The following is a 19,854-nucleotide window of genomic DNA, read 5'->3' as shown; positions in this document are numbered from 1 at the left end:
TGATCGGCAGTTGCACGCGGTTGCAGGGGCTGCGTGCGCCTGCTCGGGTTGAACAAGTGATAAGAAAGGTGCGTGAAATGGCTGACGAAACCGGCGGGTTTCACCCAAAGCCCCGCCGCTTTCTCCCTCCCACTATCTTTGACTCAAAGCCGCAATCGAAACGCCAGAGGCGACGAAGGTGAGGCCTGCGCCCACGTTTAGCCCATTTACCAGCCGTGGCCGTTGGTACAGGTAGCGAGACAACACCGTGGCGAAAATGCCCATCAAGGCAAAACCCAAGGCTGTGAGTACAGCAAACCACACCCCGTAAACCATCATCTGCACGCTGACCGATCCACGTGCCGGATCGACGAACTGGGGAATGAATGCCAACACGAACAAGCCTGGCTTCGGGTTGAGCGCAGCCGAAAGCAGACCCGTTAGAAAAATGCTGGGCAACGATTGCCGGGACGCCGGCTGAAAGCTGATCAAACTGCGAGCGCGCAAGACCTTGATGCCGAGCCAGAGTAGATAGCCGGCACCAATGAATTTAATCACCCAGAATGCGACCACCGAGGTTTGCATCAGAAGGGTCAACCCTAAGGAGGCGGCTGCGACGTGAAACAGAATGCCCGCGCCTGACGCCATGCCAGATACGGCCGCTGCGACTTTGCCTTGGCTGAGACCACGGCCAATGGCCAACAGGTTGTCAGGGCCTGGCGCCAATACCAACAGCACGCAGGCAGCGGTGTAGGCAAACCACACATTCATTGGAAACATGGCTCTCTCCTTAAGCCTGATGAAGCATTTATCCTGACGGTGGGATGTACCAATGGCAAGGCGATAACTCAAGGATTGCTGGCTCTGATGGGCTTAGACCTGCTGAGTTGCCTAGGCTAGCAACGAACGCTATATCCGCTATGGGGCCAGGCTGTGTGAAAACCCAAGCTGCTCTTTGATGAACCCGAACGTACGTGAAAAAAAAGTATGGTTATCCATCGTTGTGGGTGCGGGCTTGCCCCGCGATCTGCCGCAACGCGGCAGCAAAGCCTGAATTCGCGGCGTCTTTGACACTATTTGATATCGGGTACAGGAGTGCTTCGCACTCCATCGCGGGGCAAGCCCGCTCCCACAAAACTTTTCGTACAGAGCCTAAGTCGAAAGCAGCCGTTCGCGAGTGACTGCTTTCGACCCAAAGCGCTCAGTCACGTCAAGCCCGCCTTCCTGCCCTGTTCCAAGCTAGGAATGCTTGCCACCGATGGCGGTCGCCTTGCGGCTGAATCTTGCATACGCGTCAATGCTGCTGACTGACCTGGATTATCTGTCTGGCTCTGTATTTCCAGATCGGCCTGAACCGGACCCGCAGTGAGTATCAGCAGTGCAACACGCTTATCCAGGTGCATCTTCATCCCTCCTGGGTATGCACCGCGTACACGTCTTCCGGAGTTCGGTCTTAGATCGACTGACGACAATGTGGCCGTAGCAACCGGTCGCACCGGTAGAAAAAACGCTGAAGCCTGTCCTCCACCGGGGCATTGCTCTTTACTAAGCAATGAATGAGAATCAAGAGCATTAACCTCTTAGTCCTCCATGTTGATGACCGATTCAAGCCTACACCACAGCCAACATTTCCATCGCCTTTACAGTGAAAACCATCGCTGGCTGCAAGGCTGGCTGTGGCGCCGATTGGGATGCCATGCCAATGCAGCAGACTTGGCGCAAGATACTTTCGTTCGTACGCTAAAGTCCCCTCAGCTGACGAGTGTTGAAGAACCTCGGGCATTTCTGTGCCTGATCGCCAAGCGAGTATTGTGTTCGTTCTGGCGCCGTACCGAACTTCACCGTGCCTACCTCGACGCCTTGGCCAACTTGCCCAAAGCGGTAGTGCCGAGCGAAGAAGACCTTGCTCTACTGCGCGAAGCACTCGAAGCGGTAGATGCCTTATTGGACGGGCTTCCCGAGAAAGTGCGCCACGCGTTTTTGCTCAATCGCCTCGAAGGGCTCACCCACCAGCAGATTGCCGAGCAATTGGGCGTATCCCTTGCCACCATCGAGCGATGGATCAAGCGTGCGGTCACCCAGTGTTACTTGGCCAGTCTAGGCATAGGGAGCTAAGGCCGTGCGCCACTCTGCTCTATCACCAGCCGTGCAGGAGGCCATTGATTGGCTAGTGCGGCTCGATTCCGGGGAGGCCGGGGCCACTGAGCGGCAAGCGTTTGACCGCTGGCTGGCCAGCAATACAGAACATCGGCAGGCCTGGGAAAGTCTCAACCGTGCAATGTCACCTGCCTTCGAACCGTTACTGAGCGCCGTTCAGTCACCCAGCACGGCGCGTGCGGCAACCCAGGTACTACGCACTGGCGCGATATCGCCCGAACGTCGTCGGCTTTTACGCGGAGGTAGTGCGCTGTTGCTCCTGGCCGGACTCAGCGGGTTACTCACTTTGCAGCGACGTATGCCGCTCGAAGGCTTGTTCACCGATTCATTCAGCGGCACTGGCGAACGCAAACGCATGGCGCTCGCTGATGGCAGTGTACTCACACTCAATGCACGCACCACAGTGGATGTTGAATACAGCGTAGACCTGCGTCGGGTCCACTTGCACCAAGGTGAGCTGTGCATCGAGGTGAAATACGATGCCCAGCGCCCATTCGAGGTGCGTACCGCTCAAGGCCTTATCAGTTGCTTGGGCGGCCGCTTTATCGTGGCCCAGCAGGCACATCGTACACTGGTCAGCGTTGAACAACAGAGCGTACAGGTACTCACCCTGCATGGCGCCAGCGTAAGGCTCGACTCAGGCCACGCACTGCGCTTTGACAGCGAGACGCTTTACCCGCTCGACGGCCAGCATCGGAGGCTGAATGCGTGGCTGGAAGGATTGCTGGACGTAAACAATGTGGCTCTGGGCGAGGTCATCGATGCGCTGCGGCCATACCGCGACGGGGTACTGCGCATCAGTGAGGCAGCAGCCAAGCTACGGGTGTTCGGCGTGTTCCCATTGGACGACAGCGAACGCAGCCTGCAATCGCTCGCTCAGGTTCTGCCAATCACGCTCAGCCGCTATGGCCCGATTACCTTGATTGACATCGTGTAGGTCCAGCCAAAAAATTTTTCGCCGTCGTGAGGGGTTTCGCCTGCTCGTGCGACAGAGCAGCTGACACCACTCACATAGCGAGGAAAATTCTCCCATGCGCGCCCTTAGATCGCCCACCGCGAACCTGGCTCTAGCCGTCTCCCTGGCCATCACCGGCAGTATCACGGCCTTATCCAGCGCATCGGCTTCAGCTGCGCAGAATGAGATGCGGTATGAGCTATCCGCCCAACCGCTAGACCAGACGCTAAGCCAAATCGCCCGGCAAAGTGGCCAAGTGATCATCGCTGACCCGGACCTTCTACGCGGCCTGCAAAGCCATCCTGTCAATGGCTTGTTTAGCCCCCATGCTGCCGTTGAACAAGCGCTCATCGGCAGTGGCCTACAACTGCGCACCACAGATAACGGCACACTGACCCTCGAAAAAGCCGAGGTGCAAGCCGGCACCGTGCAATTGGGCGCTACCAGTATCCAGGCCAACGGTTTGGGCGAAACCACCGAGAATACAGGTTCCTACACCACTGGCAGCACCAGCACTGCAACCAAGATGAAGCTGTCACTGCGACACACGCCGCAGTCAGTCAGTGTTATCACCCGTCAGCAGATAGAGGACCAAGGCCTACTGAGTGTTGCCGACGTGCTCAACCAGACGCCGGGGGTGACGGTCAGCCAAAGCAATACCGAGGTGAACGCCTTCTATGCCCGCGGCTTCGAGATTAGCAATTTTCAGTTCGATGGCCTGCCAAGCCTGAGCACCAACGCGCCATTGCGTGACAACTATGGCCTGATCGGTACTGCCATCTACGATCGGATCGAGGTACTGCGTGGCTCGGCCGGTCTACTCAATGGCACCGGTTTCCCCTCTGGCGTTGTCAACTTCGTGCGCAAGCGGCCCACGGCTGAGTTCCAGGGGCATGTCAGCGCAGGTGCCGGGACCTGGGACCAGTATCGAACCGAAGTAGATCTTTCTGGCTCACTCAGCGACAGCAACCACCTACGGGGCCGCATGGTGGCTGCCACCCAGGAAGAAGGCAGCTATATTGACTATCTCAAGCGTGAGGATCACGTTTTTTATGGCATCCTTGAAGCAGACCTCAGCGACAGCACTACCATCGCTATCGGCTTGGACTACCAGAAAGGTCATGCCAACGGTTCAACCAACTCAAACCTGCCAGCATTCTTTACCAACGGCGCTACTGTCAAACCTTCGCGTTCGACCAACTCCGGTGCCAAGTGGTCCTACAGCGACACAGAAACCCAGCGTTTCTTCACAAGCGTTGAGCACCGCCTGGCAAACGACTGGCTAATTAAGATGGAGGCCAACTTCCGGCGTTACGACGTTGATAACCTGACCTCCACTGCCAATGGCCAGATCAACGCGCTAGATCATTCGGCCACTGCGTACACCAGCAAGTACTATTCCACTTCCAAAGAGCTAGATTTTGCAGCTTACGCCAACGGACCGTTCGAACTGTTCGGCCGTACGCATGAGATGGTCATGGGCGTCAACTGGGCACGCAACGAGAATGAATCGGCAACCATTTCGTTCGGTAGCTATCGAATTAACGATTTCTTCAATTGGGACAATGATCCAGCCAAGCCTACCAATGCACTGTATGCCGTGCCGTACGATACCGTGGCCAGGGAGCGCGCGGCGTATGTCGCTGCGATTTTCAAACCCACCGATGAGCTGAACGTAATTCTAGGTACGCGAGTAACTGACTACTACTGGGATCAGGGGGGGGTAATCCCACCATTGGCTAACCCGAATGTTCATTACAATACTCGCGACAGCGGAGTAGTGACGCCGTATGCCGGCATTACATACGACCTGGACGAACACCACACGGTCTATGCCAGCTACGCCGATATCTTCAAGCCGCAACCTTTCAACCCGGATCGCAACGGCACACCGATCGACCCACTGACCGGTGCTAGCTACGAACTGGGAGTTAAAGGCGAGTACTTCGACGGTCGCCTCAATGCCAGCCTGGCTGTGTTCACCTCTGAGCAAGACAACGTAGCCGAGGCTGATGGCCTGCGCGTTGATGTGCCCAATTCCACCGCCTACCGCGCCGCGTCTGGGGTCTATACTCGGGGTTTTGAGGTCGAAATCTCCGGTGAGCTGATGCCTGACTGGAATGTCCATGGTGGCTATACCTACCGGCATTCGGAAGACAAAGACGACAATAAAGTCAGCACCACTCAGCCCGAACAAATTGCCCGTATGGTTACCACATATCGGTTGCCTGGCCTGCTCAACCGCCTGACTGTCGGTGGCAATGTCTCCTGGCAGAGCAGGACTTACTACGACACTACTCTAGGCTTCGGCGCCAGCGCCGTCAGTGCCCATTTCGAGCAAAAGGGCTACACACTCGCAGGACTGATGGCTGCGTACGATTTCACTGACAACTTGCGCGGTACGTTGAACCTCAACAACGTTACGGATCGGAAATACTTCAGCGGCATGGGCAGCTATACCTCTACCTTCTATGGCGAACCACGCAACTTGCTAGCCACCGTGAAATATAGCTTCTGAAACCACGGAGTTGTTTTCTGGGGCTTTTGTGATGCATTCCCTTGAGGGGCTGCAACGCGGCCCCAGCTTCACCGAGGGTGCGGGTAGCCGCTGTCGACCCAGAGTGGCCGCTCGCCAGGGGCTGGCCCACAGCTGCCTCTCGCGGAGGGGAGCAATCGGCCATGAGCTGCCCTCCACGAGGGGCCGCTATGGGTCGGTAGCTGCCTTTCGTGACATACGACCCCATATCGGAGGCCCCCCTGCTCTGACTCCGGCCATCCCGCCATGAAAGTACACGTCGCCCCGCTTCTCGCCTCACCACCTCCGGCAACTGCACGATCGATTCCCCAGGCCTGAGCCATTAGACGGCCACGTGCCTTTGAGCATGGGGCAGCGTCGCACGCCGTGCTGACAGTGTTCGCCCAGAGCATGATGGGAACCGTTCAACCCGCCTACCCTGCCTCCCTGTCAAAGGCGAAATCCTTGAAAAACTAACCCCCCGATCCCATGGGAGCACTGTACATGCCTATCGACTTCAGGCCCGCTCAAGCCTCGGACGCGCACGATATTGCGCGCTTCTTTCAACTGACATCGGAGGGCATGGCCGATTACATATGGAGCAAGCTTGCCGCACCTGGAGAAGCATTGCTGAGTGTCGGTGCGTCTCGCTATGCCAGGGAACAGGGCGACTTTTCCTACAAGAACTGCCTGATGGCCACTTTCGAAGGGCGCGTTATCGGCATGATGCATAGCTATGCCTTGCGCGAGACCCCTGACAGTCCTGTCGAGACAGACCCGGTCCTCGCACCTTATTCCGATATGGAAATACCCGACACCTTGTACATATCCAGCCTGGCCCTGGATGAGGCCTGGCGCAGCCAGGGGCTGGGCGTGCAGTTTCTTCGCCACGCCCAGCAGCGCGCGGAGGACGCTGGCCTGAATGGGCTATGCCTGATCGATTATGCAGAGAACCACGGTGCACGCCGCTTCTACGAACGTCACGGTTTTCAAATTGTTAAAACTTGCCAGATCGTTCCGCACCCGATGCTGGGCGTAACCGGTGAAGCCTATTTGATGTATCGCCCTATCCACAACGTGCTCGAGAAAAAACCATGAACAAGAAACTGACCGTGTTCCGCGAACTGGATATCCAACCGGTGCGCGACCTTCCCTTTTTTGAAGAGGTCGTGGAAGGCACCCCTCATACGCTGACGTCCAAGTACTATCACGATGAACAGCAAGGTCGCATTTCCGGAGAATGGGAAGCCAGCACCGGAGCGTGGCGCATCGACTACAAAGTTTGGGAGTTCTGCCATGTCCTGAGTGGATGCTGCGTCATCGAGCTTGAGGGTTGCGCCCCCATCACACTGGCCGCTGGCGACACGTTCATTATCGAACCGGGCGCCAAGGGCAAATGGACGGTGCTGGAAGACATGAAAAAGAACTTCGTGATCCTCTTGCCCGCGAACTAGGCACGGGGTCGCGTTTCATCGAGCGCAGCGCAAGGACAGTTTGCATGCTTGTCTGCTGGCGGCGCTCGACTGCTCTTCGGCAGGCCACAACAGCCCTCTACCTCATGGCTGCGCGGTCGAGCATAGAACTGAGCCTTTGTGGGAGCGGGCTTGTCCCGCGAAGAGAACAGCCCTGAAAATGAACCCGCCTGGCACGAGCTACGCCCGTGTACGCTGGGCAAGCCCGCTCCTATGTATGGACTCGCCCACACTGTCTAGCCGCTTTTATTCAGTTCCCCGCTTCCCCTCTCAATCGCACAAGGCCAACAATAGCCTCGCTGAGGCTGGTCGCGCCTTTGTTGCTTTGCGTCAGCACCACATCCACCCGAGTTCCGTCACGTTTGGCGATCGTCAGCTTTTTATTCATCAGACCGCTGATGATAACGTCGGCGATATCGGCAAGCGCCACGCGGTGCGACTCCTTGAATTGCAAGTGCACATACACGTACTCAAGATCAACCAATACGCCTTTGTCGCCCGAACCGAACAGCGTTTCGTCGAAGAAGAACACCACCTCGTCCTTGGCAATGTTCAGCGCGTTTTTGGATTCGAAGGCCAGGATTTTCTTCACCGGCAAGTCTGGCGCCACGTAAAACTTATGGTCGGCATTGGATCTGAAGCCTCGGGCGGCAGTCGCCACGGTCAACCCGCTGCCACCGTGTTTTGGTGCGCCCGGTAATTCAGGTGCGACGGCAGACTGCGCGCTTGCTTGAGTTTCGCGCGCCACAATTTTCGCGATCACTCGCTCACAGTGTTCCTCGAAACCGTCATAACAGATGAATTGCGCGTAGCGCTTGATGTCCGGCCGACTGGCGTTGAAAGTATCCACCGTGCTCAGGTCGCACTGGCGCAATTGCTCCTGGATCAGCGTTTGCTTTTCCTTGAGCAAGTCGCCCGCACCGAAGTACTCCACAACGCCATCGAGTCGCCCTTGATCACCGCCGAACTTGCGCAGCAGGATTGGGTAGATCCGCTCGTTGTAAGGATAAGCACTGATCGCCTTGATCGCTGATGGCAGAACGGCCTCTTCCGGGATCAGGCCTTTTTCGATATTTTCGGTAATCGCTTGGGATTTTCTGATCTCGTCTTTCGAGTAGCCATGTAACTTCCCAGGTGAATCGGCATTGATGGCGTCGAGCGTCGCCTGGTAGGCCGCATTGACGATACTGCTGGCACCGTCTGCGAAAGCCTTGACCGTTGCCGGGTTCTTGAAAATCTCTTCTTTCTTGAACGAGTCGCCGAGTGCGCTGATCCCTTTGGCCATCAGGTTGAATACACCATGGCCAATATTGGACATCAGGTTCTTCGCGTCGGCATCGTGTACCGCCTTCTCTGAGTAGCCTACCCATTGGCGTCGGCCACGTCGGCGATTGGTGCGATGCGCATCCAGTTCGGCTGAGCGCTCGGCAATGGCTTCATATTGCTCGGCCAATACGCCGAAGTCTTCATCCCATGAGTCGTAGCGCTGCATGAACGCGTCGTAGAAGCGTTCCTCGTCGATATCGTAAATCCCGTGGGCCACGGTGAGTTTGATAGCTTGGCCTATTGCCTCGGCGCGAATCTTGTCTGCTAGATCGTCGCCACCGTCATAGAGGCTATCCAGATTGGAAAACAGATCATAAAAGCTGGCGTTGATTTTCCGCGACCACGTCGAGGCGATCGTCGAGAACGCTCGCCTGACCTGGTTGGTATCAAGCTTGCTCTGCGGTGTTTCGAGGGTGTGGCCGTAGAGTTCAATCTTCTGAATGCTGGCATCCATTGCGTGTCACCGTTCCAAGGTCGCGGGTAAAAGTAGGGGAGTAAGTCAGTTTTATCAAAGGTGAGGCGCGGCCCTCGACAAAGGTGGCTCAAGGCCATCACATCATACCCACATTACTTTCCGTTTTCGACAGCAACCAAGGTGGCTGAAAGACGCGACGGCGATCCCTCTCAACTCAGGGCCAGAAAATGGCTATGCGCTTCACGAGGTTTTTCCTTCGAATTGTTTGAATTCGAGGTTGCACGGTCACGCAGACAGCAAAGGTCATAAGCGAATGGCTGCCCCTGTGGGAACGGGTTCTGCCAAGCAGACGCCGCAGGTATGGCACCGGCTTTGCCGGTGTTCGCGGGTAAATCCGCTCCCACAGGGTCCGTGACTGGCTGACAGCCTTTGCGCTTGCGCGACAGCGCAGTGGGTTTCTTGTTGGCGACCTCTGGGTAAAGCCTGCCTGTAACGGGAGAGTCAAGGCAGGTCAGGCCGTTACTGCGGGTCCAGGTCGTTGATGCACACCACCTTGGGCTGGGTCATGTCTTCATAGGCAAACCGCACCCCTTCGCGGCCCAGGCTGCCGTACTTGAAGCCGCCAAACGGCATGGCGTCGAAGCGGTAATCGGACGAGTCGTTAATCATCACGCCCCCGGCCTCGATCCGCCGGGCCAGCTTCAGCGCCGTCGACAGGTCGCGGGTGAATACCCCCGCATGCAGGCTGTATTCCGGGGCATTGGCCAGGGCAACGGCCTCGTCCAGGGTGTCGAACGGCTCCAGAATCACCACCGGGGCGAACACTTCCTGCAGCCAGATTCGGCTGTTGTGGCTGACCGCTTCCAGTACGGTGGGGGCATACAGCGCGCCTTGCCGACGATGGCCGCAGAGCAGTGTCGCGCCCTCCCCCAGCGCCTCGTCCACCAGTTGCTCGGTGCGCCGGGCCGCCTGTTCGGTGACCATCGGGCCGACATCCGTGTCCGTGCTCGCCGGGTCCCCCACGGACAATGCCTTGGATTGCGCCACGAACTGCTCGCGAAATGCCGCGTAGAGGCTACGTTGCACGAGGATCCGTTGCGTGCCGATGCAGTTCTGCCCCGCTGCCCAGAAGGCACCCGACACACAAGACTCCACCGTCGGCCCCAGCTCGCAGTCCTCCAGCACCAGCACAGGCGCATTGCCGCCCAGGTCCATGGCGAGCTTTTTCAACCCAGCGCTGCGGGCGATCGCTTCACCGGTGGCAAAGCCGCCGGTGAACGAAATCATCCGCACCTCGCGCAGCTCGACCAATGCCTTGCCCAGCTCGACACCCCCGGTTGCCGTGGTCACCACGTTTTCGCCAAGCCCGGCCTGCACCAAGCAATCGACCAGTTTCAACGCCGACAGCGGCGCCAGTTCGGACGGTTTGAGGATCACGGCATTACCACCGGCAATCGCCGGGCCTAACTTGTGCGCCACCAGGTTCAGCGGGTCGTTGTAGGGCGTGATCGCGACAATCAGGCCCAGCGGTTCACGGCTGAACCAGCCTTGGCGGGCCTCGGAGCCCTCATACGCTTCGAAGGGCACCACTTCGCCGGCATTGCGCCGCGCTTCCTCGGCGGACAGCTTCAGCGTGTTCACACAGCGCTTCACTTCTTTCTGGGCCTGACGCAGGGTTTTACCGGCTTCGGCCACAATCAAGTTGGCGAACGCGGCGGCATCGGCCTCGACCAACCGCGCGGCCTCTTCCAGAATGCGCGCGCGACGGTGCCGGGGCATCGCTGCACTTTCAACGCACCCCGCCCGTGCCCGCGCCAGCAAGGCGGGCACAGCGGTGGCGTCCAGACAGGGCACGCGCCCCACCAGGCGGCCGTCAAACGGGCTGAACACGTCGATGTGGCTCGGCGCTACAGCGTGAACACTGGCCATGCGAGATACGCTCATAAAGGCTCCGTTTTACTGGCGGGGGGTGGTGTGCAGGGCGATGATGTCGGAGAGCAAGGCATAGGCGGTTTCGATGCGCCCCGCACCCGGCCCGGACACCGTGACAGCCCCCAGCAGCCCGGTGTTGAACGACACCGCATTGATGGCGCCGCTGATGCCTGCAAGCGGATGGTCGAGCGGCAACAAACGGGCTTCGACACTCGCCGACACCGCGCCGTCAGCGCCCTTGCTGGCAGCGCCGATCAGTTTCCAGCATTGGCCCGTGGCCTGAGCTTTGACGATGTCCGACGCGGTGATGCCGCTGATGCCCGAGCACGTCACATCGCTGACGCTCAACCGCGCATCCAGCAACTCGTTGGCCAGGATCACCACTTTCAGGCGCACGTCATAGCCCTCGACGTCCGCCGTCGGGTCGGCTTCGGCATACCCCAGCTGCTGCGCCTGGGCCACGGCATCAGCGAACGACATGCCGTCTTTCATCCGGGTCAGCACATAGTTGGAGGTGCCGTTCAGGATGCCCTCGAAGCCTTGAATCTGCGACCCCGCCAGGGCCTGCTTGGCCAGGCGGATCACCGGTGTGCCGCTCATCACCGAGCCCTCGTATTCGAACGCGACGTTGTGGCGGCGGGCCAGCGCCTTGAGCTCGGCACCGTGCAATGCAATCGGCCCCTTGTTGGTGGTCACCACATGGATGCCGCTCTCCAGTGCCCAGCGGCAGAAGGTGGCGGCCGGCTCACCATCGACGGGGTTGGTGAAGGTGGCCTCGGCGATGATGTCAGCGCCGGACTGCTTGATCACGGTTTCGTTGAACGCCTCGGCAGTGCCCCCTGCAATCTGTGCAAGCGCGCCCTTCTCGCTTGGCAAGGCAGCCAGCGCGGCGGCGTCCAGGCCATTGCGGTCAACCACCGAACCGAGGAACAAGTCGGTGACGCCGACGATCTTCAGGCTGAAACCGAGGGTTGCCTGCCAGTTGTCGTTGTTCGTTGCGATCAACTGGGCCAGGCCCCTGTTCACACCACCAAAACCGACCAGGGCAATTTTGTATTCAGTCACGAAGGCATTCCTCTTTGCTGTTGTTTGATGGGCCCAGCGTACGAGCCGGCTACGGGCAGTTGAATAGGCCAAAGCGCCGTATTTATTGGGCGTTCTGCCCACGTGCGAAATGGCCGCCACAGGCAGCTCCTACAGAGAGGGGGTTAAAAGACAGCGGAGAGGACGAACGAGGTAACGGTGTTTTCAACACCCGGCATGCCGGCGATTTCCTTCCAGACCGCGTGGACCCGTTCTGGGGTGGCCGCTTCAACCCTCAACATCAGGTCAAACTCGCCACTGAGCACTTCGCACTGGATCACCTCGGGAATGGTGCGCAGTCTGGCCAGCACGTCGTCGCCGCGCATGCGATCGTAGCGATAGACGAAAATCGCCGCGCTGATTAACGAAGACGGCCGACGCGAGTCGCCCAGCCGAACGGTGTAACCCTGTATCGCGCCATCGCGCTCAAGCCGTTCGATGCGCTGGCGCACCGCATTGCGCGACAGGTTTACCTTGGCCCCGAGCTCGGCATGGGCGATCCGCGCGTTGGCACTCAGCTCGGCGAGTATGCGCTCGTCCAGCGGATCGAGGATGCGTTTCATGCGGGCCTCGACTGCGCCGCCAGCAAGGCCTTGCACAAGCCCTCCAGATCCCCCTGGCCTAGGGCTGGCGGCCCGTCTTGCAGCGCTGGCTGAGGCGCAAGCTCACCGTCCCAGACGCCCAACTGCGCCAGCAGCGCGGCAGACTTGACCGGCGCGATCTGGCCCAGGGTCACCATCGGCGCACCCAGGCTGCGCCGATGCATCCGGCCGGCCAACGCGCCGACTGCCGTGTGCGGGTCAACCAGCGCTGCGGCTTGCGCGTGCAGCTTGATGACTTCGCCACGCACCTCCCCCTCATCCACCGCATAGGAATCAAACAACACCCGCGCCTGAAGCCATTGCGTATTGCCGATACTCAGTTCACCGCACGCCTCGAACTGCGCCATCAGCGCCGCGACGCTGCTGCCACTGCGCCCGTACAGCTCCCAGATGAAGCGTTCGAGGTTTGAATAGAGTGAGAAGTCCATGGCCGGTGACAACGTGCGCTGGCTGGCGTGCGGGGCGTAGCGATTGCGGTGCAGAAAACGGTGAAGGGCATCGTTGCTGTTGGTCGAAACGATCACCTGATTGATCGGCAACCCCATTTTCTGCGCAATGAAGCCGGCGTAGATTTCAGCGAAGCTCGCCGCTGGTACGCTGAACCCGACCGGGCGGGTGCCGCCCCCCAGCTGCAAGGCCGCGTGAAAGTAGAACACGATCTGCGCAAGCACCCCTACCCAGTTGGTCGAGTTGAAACACACCGGTATCAACCCCTCCAGTGGCCAGGCACGAAACAGCCGCGCCACCAGCGTCTGGCAATCATCGAAACTGCCATCGACGGGGATCAGCTGAACACTGGCGGGGTCTGCCGCCAGCAAGGCGGCCAGGCGGTCTGCAGGGATCTCGTTGCGGGGGTAGAGGATTGCCAGGCGCACATTCGCCCTGGTCGCGAAGGCCTCGATGGCTGCAATGCCGGTATCCCCGTTGGTGGCGCCCACCACCAGTGCCTCATCGCCCGACTGGTCGAGAAAGTGGCCGACCAGCCGCGCCTGAAGCTGCGCGGCGAAGTCCTTGGAGGTACGTGTGGGGCCATGAAACAGCTGCAGAATCCATTCGTTATGGCCAATTTGCTGCAACGGCGTGATGGCGCGATGGCTGAAGACCTTGAAGCTGTCGCTGAGCAGCGCGCGCAAGCACTGATCATCGATGGCATCGCCGACGAAGGGCGCGATCACCCGCCAGACCAGCTCATCGAATGGCAGCCAAGACCAGCTGGCGATCGCCTCCGGGCTGATCACCGGCAAGTGTGCCGGCACATACAGCCCGCCATCGGCGGCAGGCCCTGACAGCACGACCTCACGGAAGTCCGCCCGTACATCACCGTTGCGGGTACTGACGTAGTGCATGAAAACTCCACAGGGTTACGAAGGCCGGTGCGCGTGTGCCACCAGCCAGGAAGAAAACAGCGCAGCATCGGGCGGCAATGCACGGCCCTGCTCGCGTACCAGGTAAAACGACTCACTTGCTTCGATGCGCTGGCTGAACGGCGCGACCAACTGGCCTTCCCTGAGCTGGTCCTCGACCACGGAAGACCGCGCCAGCGCCACCCCCTGGCCCAGTTCGGCCATGCGGATGGTGGACACCAACGTGTCGAACTGCAGCCCTCGCGAGTAATCGACATCGTCCGCGCCAACCCGCTTGAGCCAATACCCCCAGCCCTCCTCATAGCCCAGCACATGCAGCAGCGGGTGGTGCCTCAGGTCGCGTGGCTCGCGAATGGCCGAGCGCGCCATCAGTGCCGGTGAACACACCGGCACCAGCACGTCCCAGGTCAACCGTTGGGCATGCAGGCCGGGCCATTCGCCATTGCCCCAGCGCACCTCCAGGTCGTCCTCGCCATCCGGCGCCTTGACCCACAGGTTGCTGATGTAGCGGATATCGATGTGCGGGTGCTGGCGGCTGAAGTCCGGCAGCCGTGGGGCAAGCCAGTACTGCAGGAACGACAAGCTGCCACGCACCTTCACCGGCCCGCGTTTGTGCTGGCCAAAAATCTCGTTGGTGCCCACCGCCAGGCGGCTGATCGCATCCTGCACCACCGGCAGGTAGGACTGCCCTTCTTCGGTCAGGCCCAGGCCCCTGGGCAAGCGTTTGAACAAAGCCACGCCCAGGTGGCTCTCCAGTTGCCGGATCTGTTGGCTCACCGCGCCCTGGGTAAGGTGCAGTTCCTCTGCCGCGTGGGTAAAGTTCAAGGCGCGTGCCGACACTTCGAAAGACCGCAGCCAGTTGAGCGGCGGCAGGGATTTTTGCTTCATCGACACGACCTCGTTCACCGTTGGATCCGTGCATCATGAACCGAGTCGTTCAGGTCGCGCCAACACCTGATCCTGCCGGCGCTGCGGCCAACCGTTGGGCACGTTTGTTGCGGGTCACCCAGTAGACGAAGTAGCACCAGGCAATGAACGGTATGCCGAAATACAGGGCAACACGCTGTTCGGGGTCGAAGGCGATGCCGACGCACGCCAGCACGCAACAGGCAATCGCGCCCAGCGGCACCCACGGGTAGCCGCGCACCCTGAAGTGCAGGTCCTCGACCCGACCGCCATTGGCCACATAGTGCCGACGGAAGGCCATCTGGCTGGCGGCGATGCTCATCCACACCACCACCACCGCCAGGCCGGAAATCGACACCAGCGCCAGGTACACCGTGTCCGGCGCCAGCACGCTGCTGAGCAGCGATGCCAAGGCCCCGGCCATGCTCAGCATGATGGCGTTGACCGGCGTGCCGCGTGGCGACAGGCGGGCGAAGCACTTGGGCATATGGCCTTGGTCACTGAGCGTCCACAGCATCCGCGAGGCCGCGTAAAGCCCGGAGTTGGCGGCAGACAACAGCGCGGTGAGGATCACGAAGTTCATGATGTCGGCCGAGTACGGGATGCCGATCAGGTCAAAGACCATAACGAAGGGGCTTTCGACCAAGCCTGCCTGTTCACGCGGTAACAAGGTGGCCAGGACGATGATGGTGCCAACGAAGAACAGCGCCAAGCGTACTACAGTGGTACGTATCGCTTTGGGCACGCTGACCTGTGGGTCTTTCGCCTCACCGGCGGCAATGCCGATAAGCTCGGTGCCGGAGAAGGCGAAGGACACCGCTAGCAACGTCATTGCAATCGGCAGCAAGCCGGTTGGGAACAAACCTTCACGGGTGAAGTTGGACAACCCGATGCCCTGCACATGCTGCACCTCGAACAGCCCGAAGATCGCGGCCCCACCGATGGCGATGAAGGTGATCACCGTCAGCACCTTGACCAGCGACAGCCAGAACTCGGTCTCTGCGAACAGGCGCACCGACACCACATTGCTGACCAGTACCGTGATGGCGAACAGCGCGCTCCAGATCCACACCGGCGTGTCGGGGAACCAACGCACCATCAGGATACCCGCGGCGGTGAACTCCGAGCCGATGGCCACCGTCCAGGTCAGCCAGTACAACCAGGCCACCGTGTACCCGGTGCCCGGCCCCAGATAGCGGGTTGCGTAGCTGCTGAACGAGCCGGTTTCGGGCATCTGCACCGCCAGCTCGCCCAGGCAGACCATTACCAGGTAGACCATGACCGCGCCGACGATATAGGCGATCACCGCGCCCAGGGGCCCGGCCTGGTTGACCGTGTAACCCGAGGTGAGAAACAGGCCAGTGCCGATCACACCGCCCAGCGCCAGCATGACGATATGGCGCGTGTGCATCTCTTTCTTGTAACCGGCCGGTTGGCCCGACGCCGCGTTTGAGTGTTCGGTGGACATAATTGGGTTCTCATGAAGTGTCTGGCAATCAACCGGCAACAGGCCCTGAGGCCTGCCCCGTCGATGTGCCAGCGGCTGTTATTGTTATGGCTTTCATGAATCTTGAAGGGCGTGCGCAGTGCCTCAGGTGGACACTTCGACGTGCCGGCCACAGGTACCGCTGGCCTGCCCCTGCACCCGTTGGGCGTGCACTGTGGCGAACGCCTGGCGCAGGTCTGCCAGCAGGTCGGCGGTATCTTCGATGCCGACCGAAACCCGCACCAGGCCTTCGGAAATGCCCAGTGCCTGGCGTTCTTCCAGGGTGTTTTCCACGTGGCTGGTTGTCCGTGCCGGCCCGTAGATGGTTTCCACCGCACCGAGGTTGCCGGCGCGGTGGGCATAGCGCAGCTTGGGCAGCAGTTTGACGACAGTGTCCATGCCGCCCACCAGCACGAAGCTGACGATCGCGCCAAAGCCGCGCATCTGTGCACTGGCAATCGCGTGGCCGGGGTGTTGCGGCAAACCGGGGTAGTTGACCGACTCGACCAGCGGCTCGCTGCACAGGTATTCAGCCAGGGCCTGGGCGCTGGCCTGCTGCTGGCGCAGGCGCAGCGCCAGGGTCTTGATGCCGCGAATGATCAGGTACGCGGAAAACGGGTCCAGCGAGGCACCGTTGATTTCACGGTAATGACGCACCTGCGCCATCAAGGTTTCGCTACCGCAGACAACCCCGCCGAGCACATCTCCATGGCCAGAAAGGAACTTGGTCGCACTGTGCACCACCACATCGACACCGAGCAGCAGCGGGTTCTGGTTGAGGGGTGTGGCAAACGTATTATCGGCAACGACCAATGCCCCCACGCGCTTGGCCGCGGCCACCAGGCGGCGGATGTCGAGAATTTTCAGTGTCGGGTTGCTCGGCGTCTCCAGGTAGACCACATCGCAACCCCGAGCGATTTCACGCTCGATGGCCTCGGTATCGAGGGTGTCGCACAGCGTCACCTCGACGCCCTGACGGGGCAAAAACTCTTCGAATATCTTGTTGGTGCCGCCGTAGCTGTCGCGGGTCGAGACCACGCGCTTGCCATTGCACAAGAAGGTATGCAACACACCGCTAATGGCCGCCATTCCGGTACTGAAGGCCACGGCCGATTCGGCGTGTTCAAGTGCGCAGAGCTTGTCCTCAAGCACGGCAACCGTCGGGTTGCTCATGCGGCTGTAGATGAAGCCCGGTTGCTTGCCCAGCGCAATGTCGTACCAGGCGTCGATATCCTGGTAGCCATAGGCGGCACTGGCGATGATCGGGGTTTGGGTGGCGTTGAAGGGGTGCTCGACCTGTTCCCCCTCCCACACCACCCGCGTTCCGATACCCGGCTGCGCGCCGTTAGCGACCTTTGCTTGGTTATTCATGTAATGGTCTCGCATCGATGAAACACGACGGTGTTTCGACTGGTCTGCGAGGACTATAGAGCGCGCATGCGCCCATGAAAAACGATGCAATTGGGGCCTAAGGGGCGCTTATTTTAATGGCTGTGGGGCCGCTCTGCGGCCCCTGCTCTTAACGGGCCGCCTGCAGTGCCTGCTGGTCGGCATGGTAGGACGAGCGCACCAGCGGCCCGGACGCCACGTTCTTGAAGCCCATCGCCAAAGCCCGTTCGGCAAACCAGGCGAAGGTGTCCGGGTGCACGAAACGCTGCACCGGCAGGTGGCTGCGCGACGGTTGCAGGTACTGCCCCAGGGTCAGCATGTCGACCTGATGCTCGCGCATGCGCTGCATCACCTCGATCACTTCCTCGTCGGTCTCGCCCAGGCCCAGCATCAGCCCGGACTTGGTCGGCACCCCGGGCACGCGGCGTTTGAAATGCTCCAGCAGGTCCAGCGACCACTCAAAATCCGAACCCGGCCGTGCCGCCTTGTACAGGCGCGGCACGGTTTCAAGGTTATGGTTGAACACATCCGGCGGTTCCTGCTCGGTGATGGCCAGGGCCACGTCCATGCGCCCCCGGTAATCCGGCACCAGGGTTTCCAGCTTCACGCCCGGCGACAGCTTGCGGATTTCGCGCAGGCAGTCGACGAAGTGCTGGGCACCCCCGTCGCGTAGGTCGTCACGGTCCACTGACGTGATCACCACGTACTTAAGGCGCAGGTCGGCGATGGCAATTGCCAGGTTTTTCGGCTCATCGGCATCCAGCGGTTTCGGCCGGCCATGGCCGACGTCGCAGAACGGGCAACGCCGAGTGCAGATGTCGCCCATGATCATGAACGTCGCCGTGCCGCCAGAAAAGCACTCGCCCAGGTTCGGGCACGAAGCCTCTTCGCAGACGCTGTGCAGCTTGTGTTTGCGCAGTAGCGCCTTGACCCGCGCGACCTCGGGTGAAGAGGCAATTTGCACACGGATCCAGTCAGGTTTGCGCGGCACCTCCTCGGTGGGCAGGATCTTCACCGGGATGCGCGCCACCTTGTCGGCGCCGCGCAGTTTCACGCCGGCTTGCAGGGGCTGCGGGCGCGTGGCGGCAGGCAGGGTCTGGTTCATGTTCATGCTCCGGCAGTCAGGGCTTCAGCCACGGTAGTAACGTTGCGCCACGAACGGTGTGCGCACCACCCGCATCGGCACCCGCTTGCCACGCACCAGGGCGAAGACTTCGGTGTCCAGCGCCGCATGCGCGCTGTGCACGTACCCCATCGCCAACGGCCCGCCCAGGCTGGGGCCGAAACCGCCGCTGGTGACACGGCCAATTTCCTGTTCGTCAGCATCGACGATCAGTGCCCCTTCACGCACCGGCACACGCTCGCTGGGCATCAAACCCACGCGCTTGCTGGCCGCGCCCTCGCGCAGCTGGGCAAAGATGCGCTCGGCACCGGGGAAAGCGCCGGCACGTACACCTTCGGCACGCCGGGCCTTGGAAATAGCCCAGGTCAGGCTGGCCTCGATCGGCGTGCTGCCCACGTCCATGTCATGCCCGTACAGGCACAACCCGGCCTCCAGGCGCAGTGAGTCGCGGGCACCCAGGCCGATGGCCTCGACCTCGGGCTCGGCCAGCAGCACACGGGCGAGCATTGCCGCAGCCTCGGCCGGTACCGAGATCTCGAAACCGTCCTCGCCGGTATAGCCCGAACGGCTGACGTAACAGTCGACGCCCAGCAGCTTCACACTGGCGAACTGCATGAAGGTCATGGCGCCGACCTGCGACGCCAGGCGCCCCAGCACCTTGGCCGCCGCCGGCCCCTGCAGGGCCAGCAAGGCGCGGCTGTCGAACAGCGATTCGACCTCACACTGCCCCTCCAGATGCTGCTTGAGGTGCGTCAGGTCCTGGTCCTTGCAGCCAGCGTTGACTACCAGAAACAGCTCGTCATCGCCCAGGTTGGCGACCATCAGGTCGTCGAGGATGCCGCCGTCGGCATCGGTGAACAGCGCATAACGCTGCATGCCCACCGGCAGGTCGAGGATGTCGACCGGCACCAGCGCTTCCAGTGCCTTGGCAGCACCAGCGCCGCGCAGGCGAATTTGCCCCATGTGCGAAACGTCGAACAGCCCGGCCTGCTCACGGGTGTGCAGGTGTTCCTTGAGCACCCCCAGCGGGTACTGAACCGGCATGGCGTACCCGGCAAAGGGCACCATCCGCGCGCCGAGCTTCAGGTGCAGGTCGTGCAAAGGCGTGTGTTTCAGTTGTTCTGTAGACATGAACGATTCCCCGTAGCCG

At 60.6% G+C, this 19,854-nt stretch carries 16 protein-coding genes; 5 read left to right on the top strand and 11 right to left on the bottom strand.

Going from position 1 to position 19,854, the window contains the following annotated elements; genetic code table 11:
• Positions 1–132 precede the first annotated feature (132 nt).
• On the bottom strand, positions 133–759 hold the full coding sequence (locus OGV19_RS08030) for a LysE family translocator (protein ID WP_264312894.1): 627 nt from the start codon (positions 757–759) through the stop codon (positions 133–135).
• 816 nt (positions 760–1,575) lie between these two features.
• Between OGV19_RS08030 and OGV19_RS08025 the strand changes: the two genes are divergently transcribed.
• The 5 genes from OGV19_RS08025 to OGV19_RS08005 all read left to right on the top strand — a co-directional run bounded on the left by OGV19_RS08025 (position 1,576) and on the right by OGV19_RS08005 (position 7,060).
• Entirely contained in the window at positions 1,576–2,094 is a 519-nt protein-coding gene (locus OGV19_RS08025; RefSeq protein ID WP_264313910.1) for a sigma-70 family RNA polymerase sigma factor, read from the top strand.
• Between the two features lie 4 nt (positions 2,095–2,098).
• Positions 2,099–3,073 carry a FecR domain-containing protein gene (locus tag OGV19_RS08020; protein ID WP_264312893.1) on the top strand — a complete coding sequence of 325 codons (975 nt, stop codon included), beginning with the start codon at positions 2,099–2,101 and terminating at the stop codon, positions 3,071–3,073.
• Positions 3,074–3,167: 94 nt separating this feature from the next.
• Entirely contained in the window at positions 3,168–5,609 is a 2,442-nt protein-coding gene (locus tag OGV19_RS08015) for a TonB-dependent siderophore receptor (RefSeq protein ID WP_264312892.1), read from the top strand.
• Positions 5,610–6,110: 501 nt separating this feature from the next.
• Entirely contained in the window at positions 6,111–6,704 is a 594-nt protein-coding gene (locus OGV19_RS08010; protein ID WP_264312891.1) for a GNAT family N-acetyltransferase, read from the top strand.
• On the top strand, positions 6,701–7,060 hold the full coding sequence (locus OGV19_RS08005; RefSeq protein ID WP_019472176.1) for a cupin domain-containing protein: 360 nt from the start codon (positions 6,701–6,703) through the stop codon (positions 7,058–7,060). The genes OGV19_RS08010 and OGV19_RS08005 overlap by 4 nt, the downstream gene beginning before the upstream one ends.
• A gap of 268 nt (positions 7,061–7,328) precedes the next feature.
• Here the strand turns inward: OGV19_RS08005 and OGV19_RS08000 are convergent, their stop codons facing one another.
• From OGV19_RS08000 to gcvT, 10 genes are all read right to left on the bottom strand, one after another.
• A complete protein-coding gene (locus OGV19_RS08000) occupies positions 7,329–8,858 on the bottom strand; it encodes a hypothetical protein (RefSeq protein WP_264312890.1) in 1,530 nt (509 codons plus the stop codon).
• Between the two features lie 480 nt (positions 8,859–9,338).
• The gene (locus OGV19_RS07995) at positions 9,339–10,763 is read right to left on the bottom strand and encodes an aldehyde dehydrogenase family protein (protein ID WP_264312889.1); all 1,425 of its coding nucleotides are present in this window, start codon (positions 10,761–10,763) and stop codon (positions 9,339–9,341) included.
• Positions 10,764–10,775: 12 nt separating this feature from the next.
• Positions 10,776–11,816, bottom strand: a complete 1,041-nt coding sequence (locus tag OGV19_RS07990; RefSeq protein WP_264312888.1) for a homoserine dehydrogenase — start codon at positions 11,814–11,816, stop codon at positions 10,776–10,778.
• A 143-nt stretch (positions 11,817–11,959) separates the two neighbouring features.
• The gene (locus OGV19_RS07985) at positions 11,960–12,397 is read right to left on the bottom strand and encodes an Lrp/AsnC family transcriptional regulator (protein WP_264312887.1); all 438 of its coding nucleotides are present in this window, start codon (positions 12,395–12,397) and stop codon (positions 11,960–11,962) included.
• Positions 12,394–13,782 (bottom strand): threonine synthase, encoded by a 1,389-nt coding sequence (gene thrC, locus OGV19_RS07980; RefSeq protein ID WP_264312886.1) that lies wholly within the window; start codon positions 13,780–13,782, stop codon positions 12,394–12,396. The genes OGV19_RS07985 and thrC overlap by 4 nt, the downstream gene beginning before the upstream one ends.
• Positions 13,783–13,797: 15 nt before the next feature.
• Positions 13,798–14,688, bottom strand: coding sequence for a LysR substrate-binding domain-containing protein (locus OGV19_RS07975; protein ID WP_264312885.1), 891 nt, complete (start codon positions 14,686–14,688; stop codon positions 13,798–13,800).
• 49 nt (positions 14,689–14,737) lie between these two features.
• Positions 14,738–16,174 (bottom strand): amino acid permease, encoded by a 1,437-nt coding sequence (locus OGV19_RS07970; protein ID WP_264312884.1) that lies wholly within the window; start codon positions 16,172–16,174, stop codon positions 14,738–14,740.
• Between the two features lie 123 nt (positions 16,175–16,297).
• Positions 16,298–17,563 (bottom strand): cystathionine gamma-synthase family protein, encoded by a 1,266-nt coding sequence (locus OGV19_RS07965; RefSeq protein ID WP_264312883.1) that lies wholly within the window; start codon positions 17,561–17,563, stop codon positions 16,298–16,300.
• 148 nt (positions 17,564–17,711) lie between these two features.
• Entirely contained in the window at positions 17,712–18,686 is a 975-nt protein-coding gene (lipA, locus tag OGV19_RS07960) for a lipoyl synthase (RefSeq protein WP_264312882.1), read from the bottom strand.
• A 24-nt stretch (positions 18,687–18,710) separates the two neighbouring features.
• Entirely contained in the window at positions 18,711–19,835 is a 1,125-nt protein-coding gene (gene gcvT, locus OGV19_RS07955; protein WP_264312881.1) for a glycine cleavage system aminomethyltransferase GcvT, read from the bottom strand.
• Between the last annotated feature and the right edge of the window lie 19 nt (positions 19,836–19,854).

This window comes from Pseudomonas putida (assembly GCF_025905425.1).
Lineage (GTDB): Bacteria > Pseudomonadota > Gammaproteobacteria > Pseudomonadales > Pseudomonadaceae > Aquipseudomonas > Aquipseudomonas putida_AF.
The sequence above is the reverse complement of the archived record's forward strand: the minus strand, read 5'-3'. Positions and strand labels throughout refer to the sequence as shown.

What these genes read in the sequence shown, in the direction of transcription:
- OGV19_RS08030 (WP_264312894.1), bottom strand. Translation starts at nt 759, where the DNA reads ATGTTTCCAATGAATGTGTGGTTTGCCTACACCGCTGCCTGCGTGCTG.
- OGV19_RS08025 (WP_264313910.1), top strand. Translation starts at nt 1,576, where the DNA reads ATGACCGATTCAAGCCTACACCACAGCCAACATTTCCATCGCCTTTAC.
- OGV19_RS08015 (WP_264312892.1), top strand. Translation starts at nt 3,168, where the DNA reads ATGCGCGCCCTTAGATCGCCCACCGCGAACCTGGCTCTAGCCGTCTCC.
- OGV19_RS08010 (WP_264312891.1), top strand. Translation starts at nt 6,111, where the DNA reads ATGCCTATCGACTTCAGGCCCGCTCAAGCCTCGGACGCGCACGATATT.
- OGV19_RS08005 (WP_019472176.1), top strand. Translation starts at nt 6,701, where the DNA reads ATGAACAAGAAACTGACCGTGTTCCGCGAACTGGATATCCAACCGGTG.
- OGV19_RS08000 (WP_264312890.1), bottom strand. Translation starts at nt 8,858, where the DNA reads ATGGATGCCAGCATTCAGAAGATTGAACTCTACGGCCACACCCTCGAA.
- OGV19_RS07995 (WP_264312889.1), bottom strand. Translation starts at nt 10,763, where the DNA reads ATGAGCGTATCTCGCATGGCCAGTGTTCACGCTGTAGCGCCGAGCCAC.
- OGV19_RS07985 (WP_264312887.1), bottom strand. Translation starts at nt 12,397, where the DNA reads ATGAAACGCATCCTCGATCCGCTGGACGAGCGCATACTCGCCGAGCTG.
- thrC (WP_264312886.1), bottom strand. Translation starts at nt 13,782, where the DNA reads ATGCACTACGTCAGTACCCGCAACGGTGATGTACGGGCGGACTTCCGT.
- OGV19_RS07975 (WP_264312885.1), bottom strand. Translation starts at nt 14,688, where the DNA reads ATGAAGCAAAAATCCCTGCCGCCGCTCAACTGGCTGCGGTCTTTCGAA.
- OGV19_RS07970 (WP_264312884.1), bottom strand. Translation starts at nt 16,174, where the DNA reads ATGTCCACCGAACACTCAAACGCGGCGTCGGGCCAACCGGCCGGTTAC.
- OGV19_RS07965 (WP_264312883.1), bottom strand. Translation starts at nt 17,563, where the DNA reads ATGAATAACCAAGCAAAGGTCGCTAACGGCGCGCAGCCGGGTATCGGA.
- lipA (WP_264312882.1), bottom strand. Translation starts at nt 18,686, where the DNA reads ATGAACCAGACCCTGCCTGCCGCCACGCGCCCGCAGCCCCTGCAAGCC.
- gcvT (WP_264312881.1), bottom strand. Translation starts at nt 19,835, where the DNA reads ATGTCTACAGAACAACTGAAACACACGCCTTTGCACGACCTGCACCTG.